The 15,749-nt window shown below is 57.9% G+C and carries 14 protein-coding genes; 11 read left to right on the top strand and 3 right to left on the bottom strand.

Features of this window, described 5'->3' with window-relative positions:
* Positions 1–23 precede the first annotated feature (23 nt).
* Positions 24–758, top strand: a complete 735-nt coding sequence (locus FHJ80_RS02550) for an arginyltransferase (protein ID WP_139525474.1) — start codon at positions 24–26, stop codon at positions 756–758.
* Between the two features lie 137 nt (positions 759–895).
* Complete coding sequence (infA, locus tag FHJ80_RS02545; protein ID WP_007111068.1) at positions 896–1,114, top strand: translation initiation factor IF-1; 219 nt, start codon at positions 896–898, stop codon at positions 1,112–1,114.
* A 173-nt stretch (positions 1,115–1,287) separates the two neighbouring features.
* Here the strand turns inward: infA and clpA are convergent, their stop codons facing one another.
* From clpA to FHJ80_RS02530, 3 genes are all read right to left on the bottom strand, one after another.
* Positions 1,288–3,564 (bottom strand): ATP-dependent Clp protease ATP-binding subunit ClpA, encoded by a 2,277-nt coding sequence (clpA, locus tag FHJ80_RS02540; RefSeq protein WP_139525473.1) that lies wholly within the window; start codon positions 3,562–3,564, stop codon positions 1,288–1,290.
* A 153-nt stretch (positions 3,565–3,717) separates the two neighbouring features.
* Entirely contained in the window at positions 3,718–4,026 is a 309-nt protein-coding gene (clpS, locus tag FHJ80_RS02535) for an ATP-dependent Clp protease adapter ClpS (RefSeq protein ID WP_044627932.1), read from the bottom strand.
* A gap of 294 nt (positions 4,027–4,320) precedes the next feature.
* Positions 4,321–6,555, bottom strand: coding sequence for an NADP-dependent isocitrate dehydrogenase (locus tag FHJ80_RS02530; protein WP_139525472.1), 2,235 nt, complete (start codon positions 6,553–6,555; stop codon positions 4,321–4,323).
* A gap of 308 nt (positions 6,556–6,863) precedes the next feature.
* Between FHJ80_RS02530 and FHJ80_RS02525 the strand changes: the two genes are divergently transcribed.
* The 9 genes from FHJ80_RS02525 (at position 6,864) to FHJ80_RS02485 (ending at position 15,637) form a co-directional block, all read left to right on the top strand.
* Entirely contained in the window at positions 6,864–7,535 is a 672-nt protein-coding gene (locus FHJ80_RS02525; protein WP_139525471.1) for a pseudouridine synthase, read from the top strand.
* Positions 7,532–8,002: an NUDIX hydrolase gene (locus tag FHJ80_RS02520; protein ID WP_139525470.1), complete on the top strand. Its 471-nt coding sequence runs from the start codon at positions 7,532–7,534 to the stop codon at positions 8,000–8,002. The genes FHJ80_RS02525 and FHJ80_RS02520 overlap by 4 nt, the downstream gene beginning before the upstream one ends.
* Positions 8,003–8,075: 73 nt before the next feature.
* The gene (gene mnmA, locus FHJ80_RS02515) at positions 8,076–9,233 is read left to right on the top strand and encodes a tRNA 2-thiouridine(34) synthase MnmA (protein WP_139525469.1); all 1,158 of its coding nucleotides are present in this window, start codon (positions 8,076–8,078) and stop codon (positions 9,231–9,233) included.
* Positions 9,230–9,868, top strand: a complete 639-nt coding sequence (hflD, locus tag FHJ80_RS02510) for a high frequency lysogenization protein HflD (RefSeq protein ID WP_139525468.1) — start codon at positions 9,230–9,232, stop codon at positions 9,866–9,868. Before mnmA ends, hflD begins: the two co-directional genes overlap by 4 nt.
* 55 nt (positions 9,869–9,923) lie before the next feature.
* Entirely contained in the window at positions 9,924–11,309 is a 1,386-nt protein-coding gene (purB, locus tag FHJ80_RS02505) for an adenylosuccinate lyase (protein ID WP_139525467.1), read from the top strand.
* Positions 11,310–11,359: 50 nt separating this feature from the next.
* A complete protein-coding gene (locus FHJ80_RS02500; protein ID WP_139525466.1) occupies positions 11,360–12,535 on the top strand; it encodes a cupin domain-containing protein in 1,176 nt (391 codons plus the stop codon).
* Positions 12,536–12,538: 3 nt separating this feature from the next.
* On the top strand, positions 12,539–12,964 hold the full coding sequence (locus FHJ80_RS02495) for a GNAT family N-acetyltransferase (protein WP_139525465.1): 426 nt from the start codon (positions 12,539–12,541) through the stop codon (positions 12,962–12,964).
* 381 nt (positions 12,965–13,345) lie between these two features.
* Positions 13,346–14,944 (top strand): isocitrate lyase, encoded by a 1,599-nt coding sequence (locus FHJ80_RS02490; RefSeq protein ID WP_139525464.1) that lies wholly within the window; start codon positions 13,346–13,348, stop codon positions 14,942–14,944.
* A 225-nt stretch (positions 14,945–15,169) separates the two neighbouring features.
* A complete protein-coding gene (locus tag FHJ80_RS02485; RefSeq protein ID WP_054641192.1) occupies positions 15,170–15,637 on the top strand; it encodes a glycine zipper 2TM domain-containing protein in 468 nt (155 codons plus the stop codon).
* Positions 15,638–15,749 lie beyond the last annotated feature (112 nt).

Below are 15,749 nucleotides of genomic sequence, written 5' to 3'. Positions count from 1 at the left end.
GTTCATGATCAAGGAGGCAAGCCGTGAGTAGTAACGCTCCTCGCCGCCCCGTGCGGGATTTGCGCTTCTTCCTAACCGTTCCTCATGCCTGCAGCTACTTGCCAGGCAAAGAGGCTACTACGCTGTTTCTTGACCCCCAGGAGTCACCCGTGCCAGGGGTGTACGACTCACTGTCGCTGCTGGGTTTCCGACGCAGCGGGCGCCACTTATACCGCCCCCACTGCGAGGGATGCAACGCTTGTCGATCGGTGCGGATTCCGGTGGATCACTTTAGCGCCAACCGCACCCAGCGAAAAGTCTGGCGGCGCAATGCCGATATCGAAACGCGTGTCATCCCAGCGCGCTTCGATGCTTCGCACTACGCGCTCTACGCTGACTACATTCGACAGCGACACGCTGACGGCGATATGTTCCCACCCAGCCGCGACCAATATCGCACCTTTTTGACGCTGGAAGAACCTTACGCCCATTTGCTGGAAATGTATCTCGACGACGAACTGGTGGCCGTGGCAGCGTTCGACCAGCTCGAACATGGACTATCGGCCATCTATACGTTTTTCAAAGTGGATGATGCGTTAGAGAAACGATCCTTGGGCACGTTTGCCATTTTAAAGCTAATCGAGCTTTGCCAAGAGAAACGGCTTCCCCACCTTTACCTTGGCTACTGGATCGAGGAGTGCCGAAAAATGCGATACAAGCAGGCGTTTTCGCCTATCGAGCTGCTCGATGGTCGCCACTGGCGCCCCTTAATTCGCTAATCTGAGCAGCTTTTTTGCCTTGACGGCAGGCTTACGGCACAATATAGCGCTGTTTCTTAGGCGTGCAGGTCTGTGCCAACGCCGTCGGAAACACTCATTCGACTATCCACGATATCTAAAAGTGAGGATCTGCCTATATGGCACGCGAAGATCATATTGAAATGGAAGGCGTGATCGTTGACACCCTTCCCAATACCATGTTCCGGGTTGAGCTTGAAAACGGCCATGTCGTGACCGCTCACATCTCTGGCAAAATGCGTAAAAACTACATCCGCATTCTGACTGGCGACAAGGTCAAGGTAGAACTAACGCCCTACGACCTGTCCAAAGGCCGTATCGTTTATCGCTCGCGCTAAGCCTTGAGTGTGCCCTCAAGCAACGTCTGCTCACAGATCGCGTCCCACGGCTATTAGTAGCACCGCGTAAAGACGGCGCCGCTCCCTGGAAACGACAACGCCCCGTCGAAGACAGGGCGCTGTGCGTGCTAGCGAGTATGCATTACTGCTTGTCGGTCATCTTAGCGCCCTTTTCAGGGCGCATCTGCCATTTCCGACTCTGTCGAAAGATGAAGCTCTCCCTCCTCCAGGCTAACATGTACGATACCACCGTGCTCGGCCAGCTCTCCAAACAGAATCATCTCTGCGAGTGGCTTCTTGAGCTTCTCTTGGATCAAGCGAGCCATCGGCCTTGCCCCCATATCCGGGTCGTAGCCTTTCTCTGCTAGCCAATCCCGGGCGACGTCGTCTACATCCAGCTGCACGCGCTTCTCGTCTAGTTGCGCTTGAAGCTCGATCAGGAACTTGTCGACCACGTTGCGCACTACCGTCGTGGGCAGCGCATGGAATTGAATGATGCCGTCCAGGCGGTTACGGAATTCCGGCGAGAAGGTCCGACGAATCACTTCCATCGCATCCGTCGAGTGATCCTGGCTCTGGAAACCGATAGAGCGACGCGACGCCTGCTCCGCCCCAGCGTTCGAGGTCATGATCAAAATCACATGGCGGAAGTCTGCCTCGCGGCCGTTGTTGTCCGTCAAACGACCGTGATCCATGACCTGCAATAGCAGATTGAAGACTTCTGGATGCGCTTTTTCGATTTCGTCGAGAAGCAGCACGCAGTGCGGCTGTTTGGTGACGGCCTCGGTCAGTAGCCCACCCTGGTCATACCCCACATAGCCTGGAGGCGCACCGATCAAACGCGACACGGTGTGACGCTCCATGTACTCCGACATATCGAAACGCACCAGCTCGATGCCCATGATATGCGCAAGTTGCTTGGCTACTTCCGTTTTACCGACCCCAGTCGGGCCTGCGAACAGGAAACTGCCCACGGGCTTATCGGGAGATTTCAGGCCCGCACGGGAGAGCTTGATGGCCGCCGACAGTGAATCGATCGCTTCGTCTTGACCAAACACCAACATTTTCAGGTCGCGGTCCAACTTCTCGAGCTGTTTACGATCCGAACTTGAGACGCTCTTCGGCGGAATGCGCGCAATGGAGGCCACCACGGCTTCCACCTGCTCCACGTCGATCGTCGTAGCGCGTACCTCAGGGGGTAGCATCCGCTGATGCGCACCCGCTTCGTCGATCACGTCGATCGCTTTATCGGGCAGGAATCGATCGTTGATGTAGCGATCCGCCAATCGGGCCGCACTTTCCAACGCACCGTCGGTGTATTTCAGTTCGTGGTGCTCTTCGAAGCGCGAACGCAGCCCTTTGAGAATCTTGATGGTGTCCTCAACGGACGGTGCCAGCACGTCGACCTTTTGGAAGCGGCGTGCCAAGGCGCGGTCTTTCTCGAAAATTCCGCGGAACTCCTGGAACGTGGTCGAACCAATGCAGCGCAGCTCGCCTGAAGAGAGCAGCGGTTTCAACAGATTGGAGGCGTCCATTACGCCGCCCGAGGCAGCGCCCGCGCCAATGACCGTGTGAATCTCATCGATGAACAAGATGGCATTGGGCTGTTTGCGCAGCTCGCTCAGCAAGCTCTTGAGGCGCTTTTCGAAATCGCCACGGTATTTGGTGCCTGCCAATAGCGCGCCCATGTCCAATGAGTAGACCACCGCATCGGCGATCACTTCGGGCACGTCTTCTTCGACGATGCGTTTGGCCAGGCCTTCAGCAATGGCGGTTTTGCCCACGCCCGCCTCACCCACCAGCAGCGGGTTGTTCTTACGACGACGGGCCAGGATTTGCACGACACGCTCGAGCTCGTGATCACGACCAATTAGCGGGTCGATTTTACCCTGGCGCGCCTGCTCGTTCAGGTTGGTGGCATAGCCCGTCAGCGGGTGAGCGGCACCTTCGGCACTGCCCTCTTCTGCATCGTCGTTTTCTTGAGAAGAGGGAGAGGGTGAAGGGCCATGACCAGACACTTTCGAGATGCCGTGAGCAATGTAATTTACTGCATCGACCCGTGCCACACTCTGTTGCTTCAAGAAATAGACTGCCTGACTCTCTTGCTCAGAGAAGATCGCTACTAGCACGTTAGCGCCTGTTACTTCACTCTTGCCAGACGATTGAACATGGAATACCGCACGCTGAAGCACGCGTTGGAAGCCCAGCGTTGGCTGTGTTTCACGGTCACCCTGCCCCTCGGGGATCAGCGGTGTGGTCGAATTGATGAAATCCTGCAGATCGGACCGCAGCTTGTCGAGGTTTGCCCCGCACGCCTTCAGCACATCCACCGCAGAAGCATTGTCTAGCAGCGCCAGAAGCAGATGCTCGACGGTCATAAACTCGTGGCGCTTCGAGCGAGCCACGGTGAAGGCCGTGTTCAGGGTCAGTTCAAGTTCTTTGCTCAGCATGGCAGTCCCCTTTTCGCTACTACCTAGGGCATATCGCCACCTAGGGCTTGCGTCGGATCAGTTTAATCGACCGGCACTTTCAACATCGGGTACAAATGGCATGGTTGCAAGCCCCTGCGCTACTTTTTTTCAACGCAGGTTACGTCAACGGGGTCAATCGGCCGCTTCGATATCGCTCATTAATGGGTGCTCGCACTCACGGGCGTACTCATTCACTTGATAGCTCTTTGTTTCAGCAATATCCCGGGTAAAAATGCCGCACGTGGCTTTTCCCTGAGTGTGTACGGCCAGCATGACCTGTACGGCTTTTTCGCTATCCATATTGAAAAAACCCTGCAGCACTTCGACGACAAACTCCATGGGGGTATAGTCGTCGTTGTGCAACACCACTTTATATAAAGGCGGCTGTGCCAGCGCGGGCTCGGCCGACTGCACCGCTAAGTCATCATCGTGCTCGGGCATGCCTGGACGCGTCATGCCTGCCTGTAGCGTCGCTACCACGATTGGGCTTTCTGTAATACGCATAAGCTGCAAGGATCATCTCTAGGCTGACGGACGGTGTCTGACAAGCAGTTCTAGGGAGGATGCTGAGAGCAGCCTCGGTTGTACACACTATAATCTGCTGTATAAGACGCACGCCATCAACAAGGGTTCACGAAAAACTCGAAATTATCACACTGGGCAAAACAAAAAACCCCTGCCTGCTAAGCAGGCAGGGGGCGAGCCGCACACAGGGTGCGACTGTCACCAGGCGATTTAGCCTTTGGCAACCATTGCCAGGGCGTCGTTTAGCGTCTTGCTTGGACGCATGGCTTGGCTGGCCAGTTCACCGTTCGGGTGGAAGTAGCCTTGAATATCGACCGGCTGACCTTGAACGCTATTGAGTTCGTCAACGATCGCGGCTTCGTTGGCTTTGAGCGCTTCGGCCAAACGGGCGAACAGCGTTTTCATATCGCCATCCTGATCCTGAGCTGCCAATGCTTCTGCCCAGTAGAGGGCCAGGTAAAAGTGGCTGCCACGGTTATCCAGCTCGCCGACTTTACGCGATGGCGACTTGTTGCTGTCGAGGAATTTGCCATTGGCTTCATCCAGCGCTTTTGCCAACAGCGTCGCGCGGGCATTACCGAAGGTGCTGCCTAGGTGTTCGAGCGACGCTGCCAGCGCCAGGAACTCACCCAGCGAATCCCAGCGCAGATGGTTCTCTTCCAGGAACTGCTGAACGTGCTTCGGTGCCGAGCCGCCAGCGCCGGTTTCGAACAGACCACCGCCGTTCATCAGCGGCACGATGGAAAGCATCTTGGCGCTAGTGCCGAGCTCCATGATCGGGAACAGGTCGGTGAGATAGTCGCGCAGCACGTTACCGGTGACGGAGATGGTGTCTTCACCCTTGCGAATGCGTTCCAGGGAGAGTTTCATCGCGTCGACGGGCGCTAGGATACGGATATCCAGGCCGGACGTGTCGTGGTCTTTCAGGTACGTTTCGACCTTCTTGATCAGTTGGGCGTCATGGGCACGGTTGGCGTCGAGCCAGAACAGCGCTGGAGCACCGCTGTCGCGGGCACGAGTAACCGCCAGCTTCACCCAGTCTTGAATCGGCGCATCTTTGGTTTGGCACATCCGCCAAATGTCGCCCGCTTCTACCGTGTGGCTGAATAGCGTTTCGCCCGAGTCGTCGGTCACCACGACGGTACCGTCGGCGGGCATTTGGAAGGTTTTATCATGGGAGCCGTACTCTTCGGCTTTCTGCGCCATGAGGCCCACGTTAGGAACGCTACCCATCGTGGTCGGATCGAACGCACCGTTCTGCTTGCAGTCTTCGATAACGGCTTGATAGATGGTGGCGTAGCAACGATCCGGGATGACCGCTTTGGCATCCTGCAACTCATCGTTGGCATTCCACATCTTGCCGGAATCACGAATCATCGCCGGCATGGAGGCGTCGATGATCACGTCGCTGGGCACGTGGAGGTTGGTGATGCCTTTGTGGGAATTCACCATCGCCATGGCCGGGCGTGTTTGATACAGCGCCTCGACATCGCCTTTGATGGCGTCTTGCTGGTCGCTGGGCAGCTTCTCGATGGCGCTGTACAGGTCGCCGATACCGCTGTTGGCGTTGAAGCCCGCGCTCTTCAGTGCGTCAGCGTGCTTCTCCAGCACCTCTTTGTAGAACTCTTCAACTACGATGCCGAACATGATCGGGTCGGAGACCTTCATCATGGTAGCTTTCAGGTGCAGCGAAAACAGCACGCCGCTCTCTTTAGCATCGTTGATCTGGCTGTCGATGAAGCTACGCAGACGACGGCTGCTCATGCACGCCGCATCGATCACTTCACCCGCCTGTACCGCAAGCCCCTCTTTTAGCACTACCTGGGTGCCATCGGCTTGCTGCAGCGCGATCTTCAGCGTGCCCGCTTTTTCCATGACCGCTGACTGCTCGCTGCCGTAGAAATCGCCTTCGCTCATGTGCGCGACATGAGACTTGGAGTCAGCGCTCCACTCGCCCATACGGTGCGGGTATTTACGCGCGTAGTTCTTGACCGATTTCGGCGCACGACGGTCAGAATTGCCCTCACGCAGCACCGGGTTTACCGCACTGCCTTTGGCTTTGTCATAGCGCGCTTTGATGGAGGCCTCTTCATCGTTCTTAGGCTCTTCCGGATACGCCGGCAGCGGATAACCCTGACTCTGTAACTCTTTGATGGTCGCTTTGAGCTGGGGGCCAGAGGCGCTGATGTTAGGCAGTTTGATGATATTGGCTTCCGGCGTCTTCGCCAGCTGACCCAGCTCAGCCAAGTCGTCGCTGACGCGCTGCTCGTCGTTCAGAATGTCGGGAAACTGTGCCAGCACACGGGCAGCCAGCGAAATGTCGCGGGTCTCTACTTCGACACCGGCAGAGTCGGTAAAAGCATCAATGATGGGTAACAGAGAGTAGGTAGCGAGCGCAGGAGCTTCATCGGTGAGCGTATAAATGATCTTCGGCGTTTTAGACATTTTTGCGTTAACCTCTTTTTCGGTCGCTGTGATTATAAAATCCTGAGCTACGCGGCCCATTACAACGATTGGCCATGCCGCGAAGCGTGTGGAGCATCCTGTATGCGCTGCCCCTTTAGTCAGTCGGTGGTACTACTGGTCACTCGGTGGTTACTGCGGTAACGGCGACGGCGCGGCAAGCACCGTTCTGCTTTCGGCCCTTTCAAACTCAAACAGCCGGGCCAGATTATACCAGCGCTGCACTTTAACCGCATGAGCGATTGTCGACAAATCCTCTGCCTACAGTCTGCAAGACAGTTCGAGAGACGATGAGCACCCTATATCTACTGCACAAACCCTACCGCATGCTCTCCCAGTTCACCGACAGCCAAGGCCGCTCTACTCTGGCCGACGTGCTCGATGCGCCGGGTGTTTATGCGGCCGGACGCCTCGATTACGACTCGGAAGGACTGCTCTTGCTGAGTGATGATGGCAACCTGATCCACCGTATCGCCCACCCCCGTCACAAACAGCCAAAAACCTACTGGGTGCAGCTCGAAGGTCACATTACCGACGAGGCCATTCGCGCACTCGTATCCGGCGTCACATTGAAAGATGGGCCCACTTTGCCCGCCAAAGCTCGGCGTATGTCGCCCCCTGACGTGGCTGAGCGCGCCCCGGCCATCGATCCCAAACGCCATCCCGTGACCAGCTGGTTGGAACTCACCATTAGCGAGGGGCGCAATCGCCAAGTGCGCCGCATGACCGCCCACGTTGGCTTTCCCACTCTGCGCCTGATACGTGCCGCGATTGGCCCCTGGCAACTGGGCGATCTCGCACCCGGCCAGTGGCGCAAAGAGACGCTACACGCGCCACGGACGACCCAAGCGACCAAGCCGCGCAGCGGACAACACAAACCACTCAACACCCATAAGGACGCTGAAAGGGGCGCCAAACGCGGCTCGAAAAGCAGTGCAAAACCAAGAGGAAGACGCAAATGAGCGGCGTTGTCCAAACGGACGTTGCCCGCCCCATCATTCACAGCACCGTTGCCTGTGTGATCGAGCAGCAGGGGCGTTTTCTAATGGTGGAAGAGAATAAAGGTGGCCCACACACGCTGTTCAATCAGCCTGCCGGACACGTCGAGCACGGGGAAGGGCCGATGGCAGCCGTTCACCGTGAAGTCATGGAAGAGACCGCTTGGCAGATCACCTTGACCGGCTATCTGGGGCTGTACGTCTTTCACACGCCTGCCGGTACGACCTTCCATAGTCACGGTTTCGTTGCCACGCCCAGCCAGTACGTTAGCTCGGCTATCGACCCGGCCATCGTCGCGACCCACTGGCTGACACGAGAGGAGATTGCCATGTTGGACGGCGCCCGACGGTTGCGCAGCCCGCTGGTTCTCCAACGTATCGACGACGCGCTAAACGGCCACTGCTACCCGCTTGGCGTGATCAAGGAGTGAAGCACTCGAAGCATCGAGCCCCCATCGTGTATAATCGCCGCCCAATTGCACACCACTTCAACCGAGGATGCTCATGACATCCACCCATGGCTCAGCCACCCAGGACACGGCGGACATCCGCACTGCGGCCACCGGCAAGGTTATCGTCGGCATGTCTGGCGGCGTCGACTCCTCCGTTTCGGCACTCCTTCTGCTCCAGCAGGGTTACGATGTCGAAGGCTTGTTTATGAAGAACTGGGACGAGGACGACGGCACCGAATACTGCACGGCCAAAGAAGACCTAGCGGATGCAGAAGCCGTGTGCGCCAAACTGGGCATCAAACTGCATACTGCGAACTTCGCCGCCGAATACTGGGACAACGTTTTCGAGCACTTCTTAGCGGAGTACAAAGCGGGCCGTACGCCGAACCCTGACATCCTCTGCAACCGCGAGATCAAGTTCAAAGTCTTTCTAGAGTATGCCGAGATGCTAGGTGCCGATAAAATCGCTACCGGCCACTATGTGCGGCAAGGCATTCGCGACGGCCACCCGCGCCTGCTGAAAGGCCTGGATGGCAATAAAGACCAAAGCTACTTCCTGCACGCCGTGCCGGAAGCGGCCATCGCCCGCACCCTGTTCCCGGTGGGCGAGCTGGAGAAACCCGAGGTGCGCGCGCTGGCGGAGCAGCACGATCTGATCACCGCCAAGAAGAAAGACTCTACCGGCATTTGCTTCATCGGTGAACGTCGTTTCCGCGACTTTCTGCAACAGTATCTGCCCGCCCAACCCGGGACCATCGAGACCCCCGAAGGCGATGAGATCGGCCAGCACATGGGCTTGATGTATTACACCTTAGGCCAGCGTCAGGGACTGGGAATCGGCGGCTTGGCCAACTACTCCGAAGAGCCCTGGTACGTGGCGGCTAAGGATCTCGATCGCAACGTACTGATCGTGGTTCAGGGCAAGCATCATCCGCTGCTGTACACCGATGCGCTGGCCACCGAGCCCATGGACTGGGTCGCGGGTCATCCTCCCGTGCAGCGGGGCCGCTTTACCGCCAAGACGCGCTACCGCCAAAGTGACTGTCCCTGCGAGATCATTGCCCAGCCGGACGGCAGTGTCGAGGTCGTGTTCGACGATCCACAGTGGGCGGTCACGCCCGGCCAGTCGCTAGTGCTTTACGATAACGATATCTGTCTGGGCGGCGGCGTCATCCGCGCCACCTGGAAAATGGCGGAGGCCGCCGCATGAGCGCCACTCCGATACACCGCGCGCCCGACTCCCCTGCTGCCCGCCAGACCCTTGCGCTGGCGGGCGTATTCCAAGCCGCCAGTCTGGTCGACGAGCTGGCACGTACCGGGCAGGTCGATACCCGCGCCTGGGAAACGCTGATCAACGCGACGGTCGACACGAATCCCGAAAGCTTCGAGGCGATTTACGGCGGCCATCCCAACAATCTGCGCCGCGGTCTAGAAACGCTGGAAGCACTGGTGGGGCGCAAGCAAGCTAACCCGGTCGTGCTTCGCTACGGTTTCTCGCTGCTTTTGTTGATGAACAAGCTGCGCACCGACCGCCAGATGATGGACCTGCTAGGCCAGAAACTCGCTCATGTCCAAGGACAAGCGGAGCACTTTGGCACGACCCACGAAAACGTCATCGCCAGCCTCGGTGAAGCTTACCAAGAGACTATCTCGACGTTTAAAACACGCATCGTGGTGCAGGGCGACCCCTCGTTACTGCAAACCCGTATGATGCCGGAGCGGGTGCGCGCCTGCCTGATGGCCGGCATCCGCTTCGCCCTGCTATGGCATCAGCAGGGTGGGCGCCGCTGGAAACTGGTTTTCCAGCGCAAGGCAATGCGCCGAGCACTGGATGACCTCGGCTAGCCGCTGCGCCACCTCACTTTCGATCCCTGACTTTGACTACTCTGGAAACCAAGCCATGCAACTCTCTGCTCTGACCGCCCTCTCCCCCGTCGACGGCCGCTACGGCGCCAAAGCCGCCGCGCTACGTGAACACTTCAGCGAATTCGGCCTGATACGCGCGCGGGTCATTGTGGAAGTGCGCTGGCTGCAACGCTTGGCTGACCACGGCCAAATCGTGGAAGTGCCCCCGCTCTCCGCAGAAGCCACCGCTTTTTTAGAGCAGTTGATTCGCGACTTTTCCGTGGACGACGCCGAGCGCATCAAAGAGATCGAGCGCACCACCAACCATGACGTCAAAGCGGTCGAGTACTTCTTGAAAGAAAAGATCGCAGGACAAGCAGAGTTGAATGCGGTCACCGAGTTCATCCACTTCGCCTGCACCTCTGAGGACATCAACAACCTCTCCTATGGCGTGATGCTGGCAGACGGCCTTAAAGCCTTGCTGCCGACCATGCATCAAGTCGCCGATGAAGTTGCCAAGCTGGCGATTGCCCATGCCGGTCAGCCGATGCTGTCGCGCACCCACGGCCAAACCGCTAGCCCCACCACGCTGGGCAAAGAGATGGCCAACGTGGCGTATCGCCTCAAGCGACAGCTCAAGCAGATCGAAAGCGTCGAGATTCTGGGCAAAATCAACGGCGCGGTGGGCAACTACAACGCCCACCTGACCACCTACCCGGACATCGACTGGGAAGCCAACGCGCGCACTTTCGTCGAAGGTTTAGGGTTGAGCTTCAACCCCTACACCACACAGATCGAACCCCACGACTACATTGCCGAGCTGTTCGATGCGATCTGCCGCTTTCACACGATTTTGATCGATTTCGATCGCGACGTCTGGGGCTATATCTCGCTGGGCTATTTCAAGCAGCGTACCGTAGAAGGCGAAATTGGCTCGTCGACTATGCCGCACAAGGTCAATCCGATCGACTTCGAAAACTCAGAGGGTAACTTGGGGTTGGCCAATGCAGTGATGAGCCACCTGGCACAGAAACTGCCGATTTCGCGCTGGCAGCGCGACCTGACCGACTCCACCGTGCTGCGCAACCTTGGCGTTGGTCTGGCCTACGGCCTGATTGGCTACCACGCTAGCCTGAAAGGCATCAGCAAACTGGAAGCCAACCCTGAGCGTCTTGCAGAAGACCTGGACAACAGCTGGGAAGTGCTGGCCGAACCTATCCAGACCGTCATGCGGCGTTACGGCATCGAAAAACCCTACGAGAAGCTCAAAGAACTGACCCGCGGCAAGCGGATCGATCAGGCAGGCTTTGCTGCCTTCATTGACACACTCGAGCTACCTGAGACGGTCAAAAAGGAGCTGAAAGATCTCTCGCCTGCCAGCTATATTGGTAATGCGAAGGCCCAGGCCGAAGCTCTCAATCAGCGGCTTGCTGCACTCTAAACGACGCTCTGCGGCACTGACGTAGTGCTCACTTGAACTAGGATAACGCCATGAGTCATCACGATAAGCCACTCACCCTGTTGGGCGATTTAACGCCCGCAGACTTCTTGGCCAACTACTGGCAGCAGAAGCCACTGCTGATCCGTGGCGCTATCCCCGATTTCGTCAGCCCCATCGATCCCGACGAACTGGCAGGCCTTGCCTGCGAACCGGGCGTCGAAGCGCGGCTGGTCGAAGAGAATGGCCCCGACGGCCCCTGGCAGGTCTCGCACGGGCCGTTCGACGACGCCACTTTCGAGCGGCTGCCCGAAGGTCACTGGAGCCTGCTGGTACAAGCGGTCGATCACTACGTGCCCTCCATTGCGGCGCTGATGGACGAGTTCGACTTCCTACCTCGCTGGCGGCTGGACGACATCATGGTCAGCTACGCCCCTCCCGGTGGCAGCGTTGGGCCACACATCGACCAGTACGACGTCTTCCTCCTGCAGGCTAGCGGCCACCGCCGCTGGCAGTTGGGTGGTAAGCAGCTCGACAATGCGCCGATCATCCAAGGGATCGATCTGCGCATCCTCGAGTCGTTCGAGATCGAAGCAGACTCCGACTGGACCCTGGCACCCGGCGACATGTTGTATTTGCCGCCAGGCTGGGCACACCACGGCGTCAGCCAAAGCGATGACTGCATGACCATTTCGGTGGGTTTTCGCGCGCCCTCGGCCGACGAAGCCATCACCTCGTATGCCGATTATGTCGGCGAACAAATGTCGGACTCCCAGCGTTATAGCGATGCGGGCATGGCCCCTGCCGAGGAGGTAGGCGAGCTGGACGATGCCGCCGTCGAACGCATGCGTCAGTTCATGCTGAGCGCGCTGGATAACCCTGAGCAAGTGGCCCAGTGGTTTGGCCGCGTGATGACCCAGCCCAAATATATCGATCAAGTCGTGCCTCTCGAAGAGCCGATGAGCGAAGCCGACCTTGTTGCTCAACTACAAGACGGCGAACCTTTGTTCCATATGCCAGGGTCTCGCTTCGCTTGGCGCAGCGATGCCTCTGGCACCACGCTGTTCGTCGATGGCGACGGGCACGCCTGCTCAGAACCCCTCGCCAAACGCCTTGCCGACGCTACACCGATGTACGCGGACGTGCTGGAACTCGAGGGCGCCGCCGCTCTGGTGACTCGACTGATCAATAGCGGCAGCCTGGGCTTCATGGGCGACGACGAGGAGTAACGCTTGGAACAAAACGCCACCGTGACAAGCGGCCACTGGGAAATACTGGAAGAGCACGCTTCGCGGATCCGCCGAGTCGTCTTCATCGATGAACAGCAGGTACCTCAAGAGGAAGAGTGGGATGGCCTCGATTCGCAGTGCCTGCATTTTCTGGCCATGCTCAAAGGCGAGCCGGTCGGCACGGCCCGCCTTCTTCCCGATGGCCACATTGGCCGAGTGGCAGTGCTCGAACATGCCCGGGGGCTGGGCATTGGCTATCAACTCATGGAGGCCGCCATCCAAGCGGCACGCGATGCCGGGCACGCCCGGGCGGTGCTCAGCGCCCAGCTACATGCTCTCGCTTTTTACGAGCAGCTAGGGTTCGTTGCCCACGGCGACGTGTTTATGGATGCAGGCATTCCCCATCGTGAGATGACGCTGTTTTTGTAGTGATTCAGCGCCAATGTCGCCAAGCGCCACCCCGTGTGGCGCTTTTTTTGTGTTCGTAGTCAAAGCCATGACGAAAAACGACTACACAAACAGGGCGTTTGGCGTAGTCGCTGTCGTCGGACTACAACGCCGCGTGCCCCCAAGTGACAATTGTTGGATCTCCTTGCCTAGTCGATAGTTATTGCACTGCAGCGTTAAGGACTCTCCTCTTCGGAGACACCGACACTGTGAAACGCAAAGCGCCACACCGCGACGTTTTATTAAGAGACGATGGGTGTAGAGACAGCGCCGCGAATTTGAATAATGCTGGAATCTATCTCGCAGGTGCAGCATAAGAACAAGCTAACGTGCGAACGACGATAACTCTGGAGGAAACAGCTCATGACAGGACTGCTCGACGATATCAAAGCCATGGCCCACCTTCGCGAAGCCCAAGGCGGCAAGTGGTCAGCCATCAAACCTGAATATGCTGCCCGTATGCGCGCTCAAAACCGTTTCCATACCGGTTTGGACATCGCTCGCTACACGGCCAAGATCATGCGCGACGACATGGCCGCCTACGATGCCGACACCTCCCAGTACACTCAGTCGTTGGGCTGCTGGCACGGTTTCATCGGTCAGCAAAAGCTCATCTCGATCAAGAAACACTTCGGCACCACCAAACGCCGCTACCTCTACCTCTCTGGATGGATGGTAGCCGCGCTGCGCTCCGAGTTCGGCCCGCTACCCGACCAATCCATGCACGAGAAAACCTCGGTCGCCAACCTGATCGAGGAACTCTACACCTTCCTCAAGCAAGCGGATGCCTGGGAACTCAACCACCTGTTCCGCGCCCTGGACGACGCCAAGGCGGCAGGCGATAGCGCTAAAGAGAAAGAGCTGATCAGCAAGATCGACAACTACGAAACGCATATCGTGCCGATCATTGCCGATATCGACGCCGGTTTCGGTAACGCCGAAGCCACCTACCTACTGGCCAAAAAATTCATTCAAGCGGGCGCTTGCTGTATCCAGCTCGAAAACCAGGTCTCCGACGAGAAGCAGTGCGGCCACCAGGATGGCAAGGTCACCGTTCCCCACGAAGACTTCCTAGCGAAGATCAACGCCGTGCGCTACGCCTTCTTAGAGCTGGGCGTCGAAGATGGCGTCATCGTGGCGCGCACCGACTCCCTTGGCGCAGGGCTCACCCAAAAGATTGCCGTCACCCATGAGCCGGGCGACCTGGGCGACCAGTACAACAGCTTCTTGGATGGGGACGTCATCGAGAACGCGGCAGACATCAGCAACGGTGACGTCGTCATCAAGCAAAACGGCAAGCTGGTCAAGCCCAAGCGTTTAGCCTCGGGTCTCTACCAGTTCAAGCCGGGCACGGGGGAAGATCGCGTGGTGCTGGACTGCATCACCAGCCTGCAAAACGGTGCCGACCTGTTGTGGATCGAGACCGAAAAGCCCCACGTTGGCCAAATTGCCAGCATGGTGAACCGTATCCGCGAGGTGGTGCCGGATGCGAAGCTAGTCTACAACAACTCGCCCTCCTTCAACTGGACGCTCAACTTCCGTCAGCAGGTCTTCGATGCTTGGGAGAAAGAGGGCAAGGACGTGTCGGCTTACCAGCGCGACAAGCTGATGAGCGTCGAGTACGACGACACCGAACTGGGTCAACTCGCCGACGAGTGGACGCGCAACTTCCAGCGCGACGGTGCTCGCGAAGCCGGTATCTTCCACCACCTGATCACGCTACCCACCTACCATACGGCAGCGCTGTCTACCGACAACCTCGCCAAGGGCTACTTCGGTGACGAAGGCATGCTGGCCTACGTCGCAGGCGTTCAACGCCAGGAGATTCGCCAAGGTATCGCCACGGTCAAACACCAGGACATGGCAGGCTCCAATATCGGCGACGACCACAAAGAGTTCTTCCATGGCGACGCCGCGCTCAAGGCGGGCGGTAAAGACAACACCATGAACCAGTTTGGTTAATCCGCTCTTCGCATGACCCACAGGAGGCGTCGGCCTCCTGTTTTTTTGCACACTGCTTTCTTAATGCCTGTCTACACTATCATTGTGACCTTTTTTTGGGATGGCTGGTCAAAGCGCCACACTTCCGTTATCTTTTAACGAACGCTGTTCTAAAACGAAATAGACGCGATGTTTGGCAATTGATGAAACGCCATTGACGCGGATAGATACCCACTGGAGGTTTTAATGAAACGTTTATTACCCGTTGCTGCATTGAGCATTTTGACACTGGCTGGCTGCGCCAATACCGCGCCCTACTCAGGCGATGTTTACCGTGGTAACCAAGCGCAAACGGGGCAGAGCGTCAGCTATGGCACCATCGTGGCCGTTCGCCCCGTACAAATTCAGGCCGATAGCCGCACCGGCAATTTGCTGGGTGGTGGCGGCGGCGCCGTGATTGGTGGCCTGCTAGGTAGCCAAATTGGCGGCGGTTCTGGCCGTCAGCTTGCCACCGTTGCCGGTGCCTTGGGCGGTGCCGTTGCCGGTACGGCCGCAGAAGATCGCGCCAACCGGATCAACGCACTGGAAATGGAAATTCGTCGTGATGATGGGACGGATGTGGTCGTCGTGCAAAGCGCCGATCGTCAGTACCAAGCAGGCCAACGGGTTCGTTTGATTGGCAGCGGTGCCAACCTGAGCGTTGCGCCTTACTAGCACCAGAGTTGCCCACTATTCGCCCGACGCTATACGCGTCGCGGCTCGTCAAAACAACAGCCCGGCCGATTTGGCCGGGCTGTTGTTTATTCAGCTATTTGACGATTCGAAC

The organism is Halomonas sp. BL6 (assembly GCF_006228115.1).
GTDB lineage: Bacteria > Pseudomonadota > Gammaproteobacteria > Pseudomonadales > Halomonadaceae > Vreelandella > Vreelandella piezotolerans.
This window is presented reverse-complemented; position numbering and strand designations above follow the sequence as displayed.

What these genes read in the sequence shown, in the direction of transcription:
- FHJ80_RS02530 (WP_139525472.1), bottom strand. Translation starts at nt 6,555, where the DNA reads ATGTCTAAAACGCCGAAGATCATTTATACGCTCACCGATGAAGCTCCT.
- clpA (WP_139525473.1), bottom strand. Translation starts at nt 3,564, where the DNA reads ATGCTGAGCAAAGAACTTGAACTGACCCTGAACACGGCCTTCACCGTG.
- FHJ80_RS02525 (WP_139525471.1), top strand. Translation starts at nt 6,864, where the DNA reads ATGAGCACCCTATATCTACTGCACAAACCCTACCGCATGCTCTCCCAG.
- FHJ80_RS02485 (WP_054641192.1), top strand. Translation starts at nt 15,170, where the DNA reads ATGAAACGTTTATTACCCGTTGCTGCATTGAGCATTTTGACACTGGCT.
- FHJ80_RS02520 (WP_139525470.1), top strand. Translation starts at nt 7,532, where the DNA reads ATGAGCGGCGTTGTCCAAACGGACGTTGCCCGCCCCATCATTCACAGC.
- infA (WP_007111068.1), top strand. Translation starts at nt 896, where the DNA reads ATGGCACGCGAAGATCATATTGAAATGGAAGGCGTGATCGTTGACACC.
- FHJ80_RS02500 (WP_139525466.1), top strand. Translation starts at nt 11,360, where the DNA reads ATGAGTCATCACGATAAGCCACTCACCCTGTTGGGCGATTTAACGCCC.
- hflD (WP_139525468.1), top strand. Translation starts at nt 9,230, where the DNA reads ATGAGCGCCACTCCGATACACCGCGCGCCCGACTCCCCTGCTGCCCGC.
- mnmA (WP_139525469.1), top strand. Translation starts at nt 8,076, where the DNA reads ATGACATCCACCCATGGCTCAGCCACCCAGGACACGGCGGACATCCGC.
- clpS (WP_044627932.1), bottom strand. Translation starts at nt 4,026, where the DNA reads ATGCCCGAGCACGATGATGACTTAGCGGTGCAGTCGGCCGAGCCCGCG.
- FHJ80_RS02490 (WP_139525464.1), top strand. Translation starts at nt 13,346, where the DNA reads ATGACAGGACTGCTCGACGATATCAAAGCCATGGCCCACCTTCGCGAA.
- purB (WP_139525467.1), top strand. Translation starts at nt 9,924, where the DNA reads ATGCAACTCTCTGCTCTGACCGCCCTCTCCCCCGTCGACGGCCGCTAC.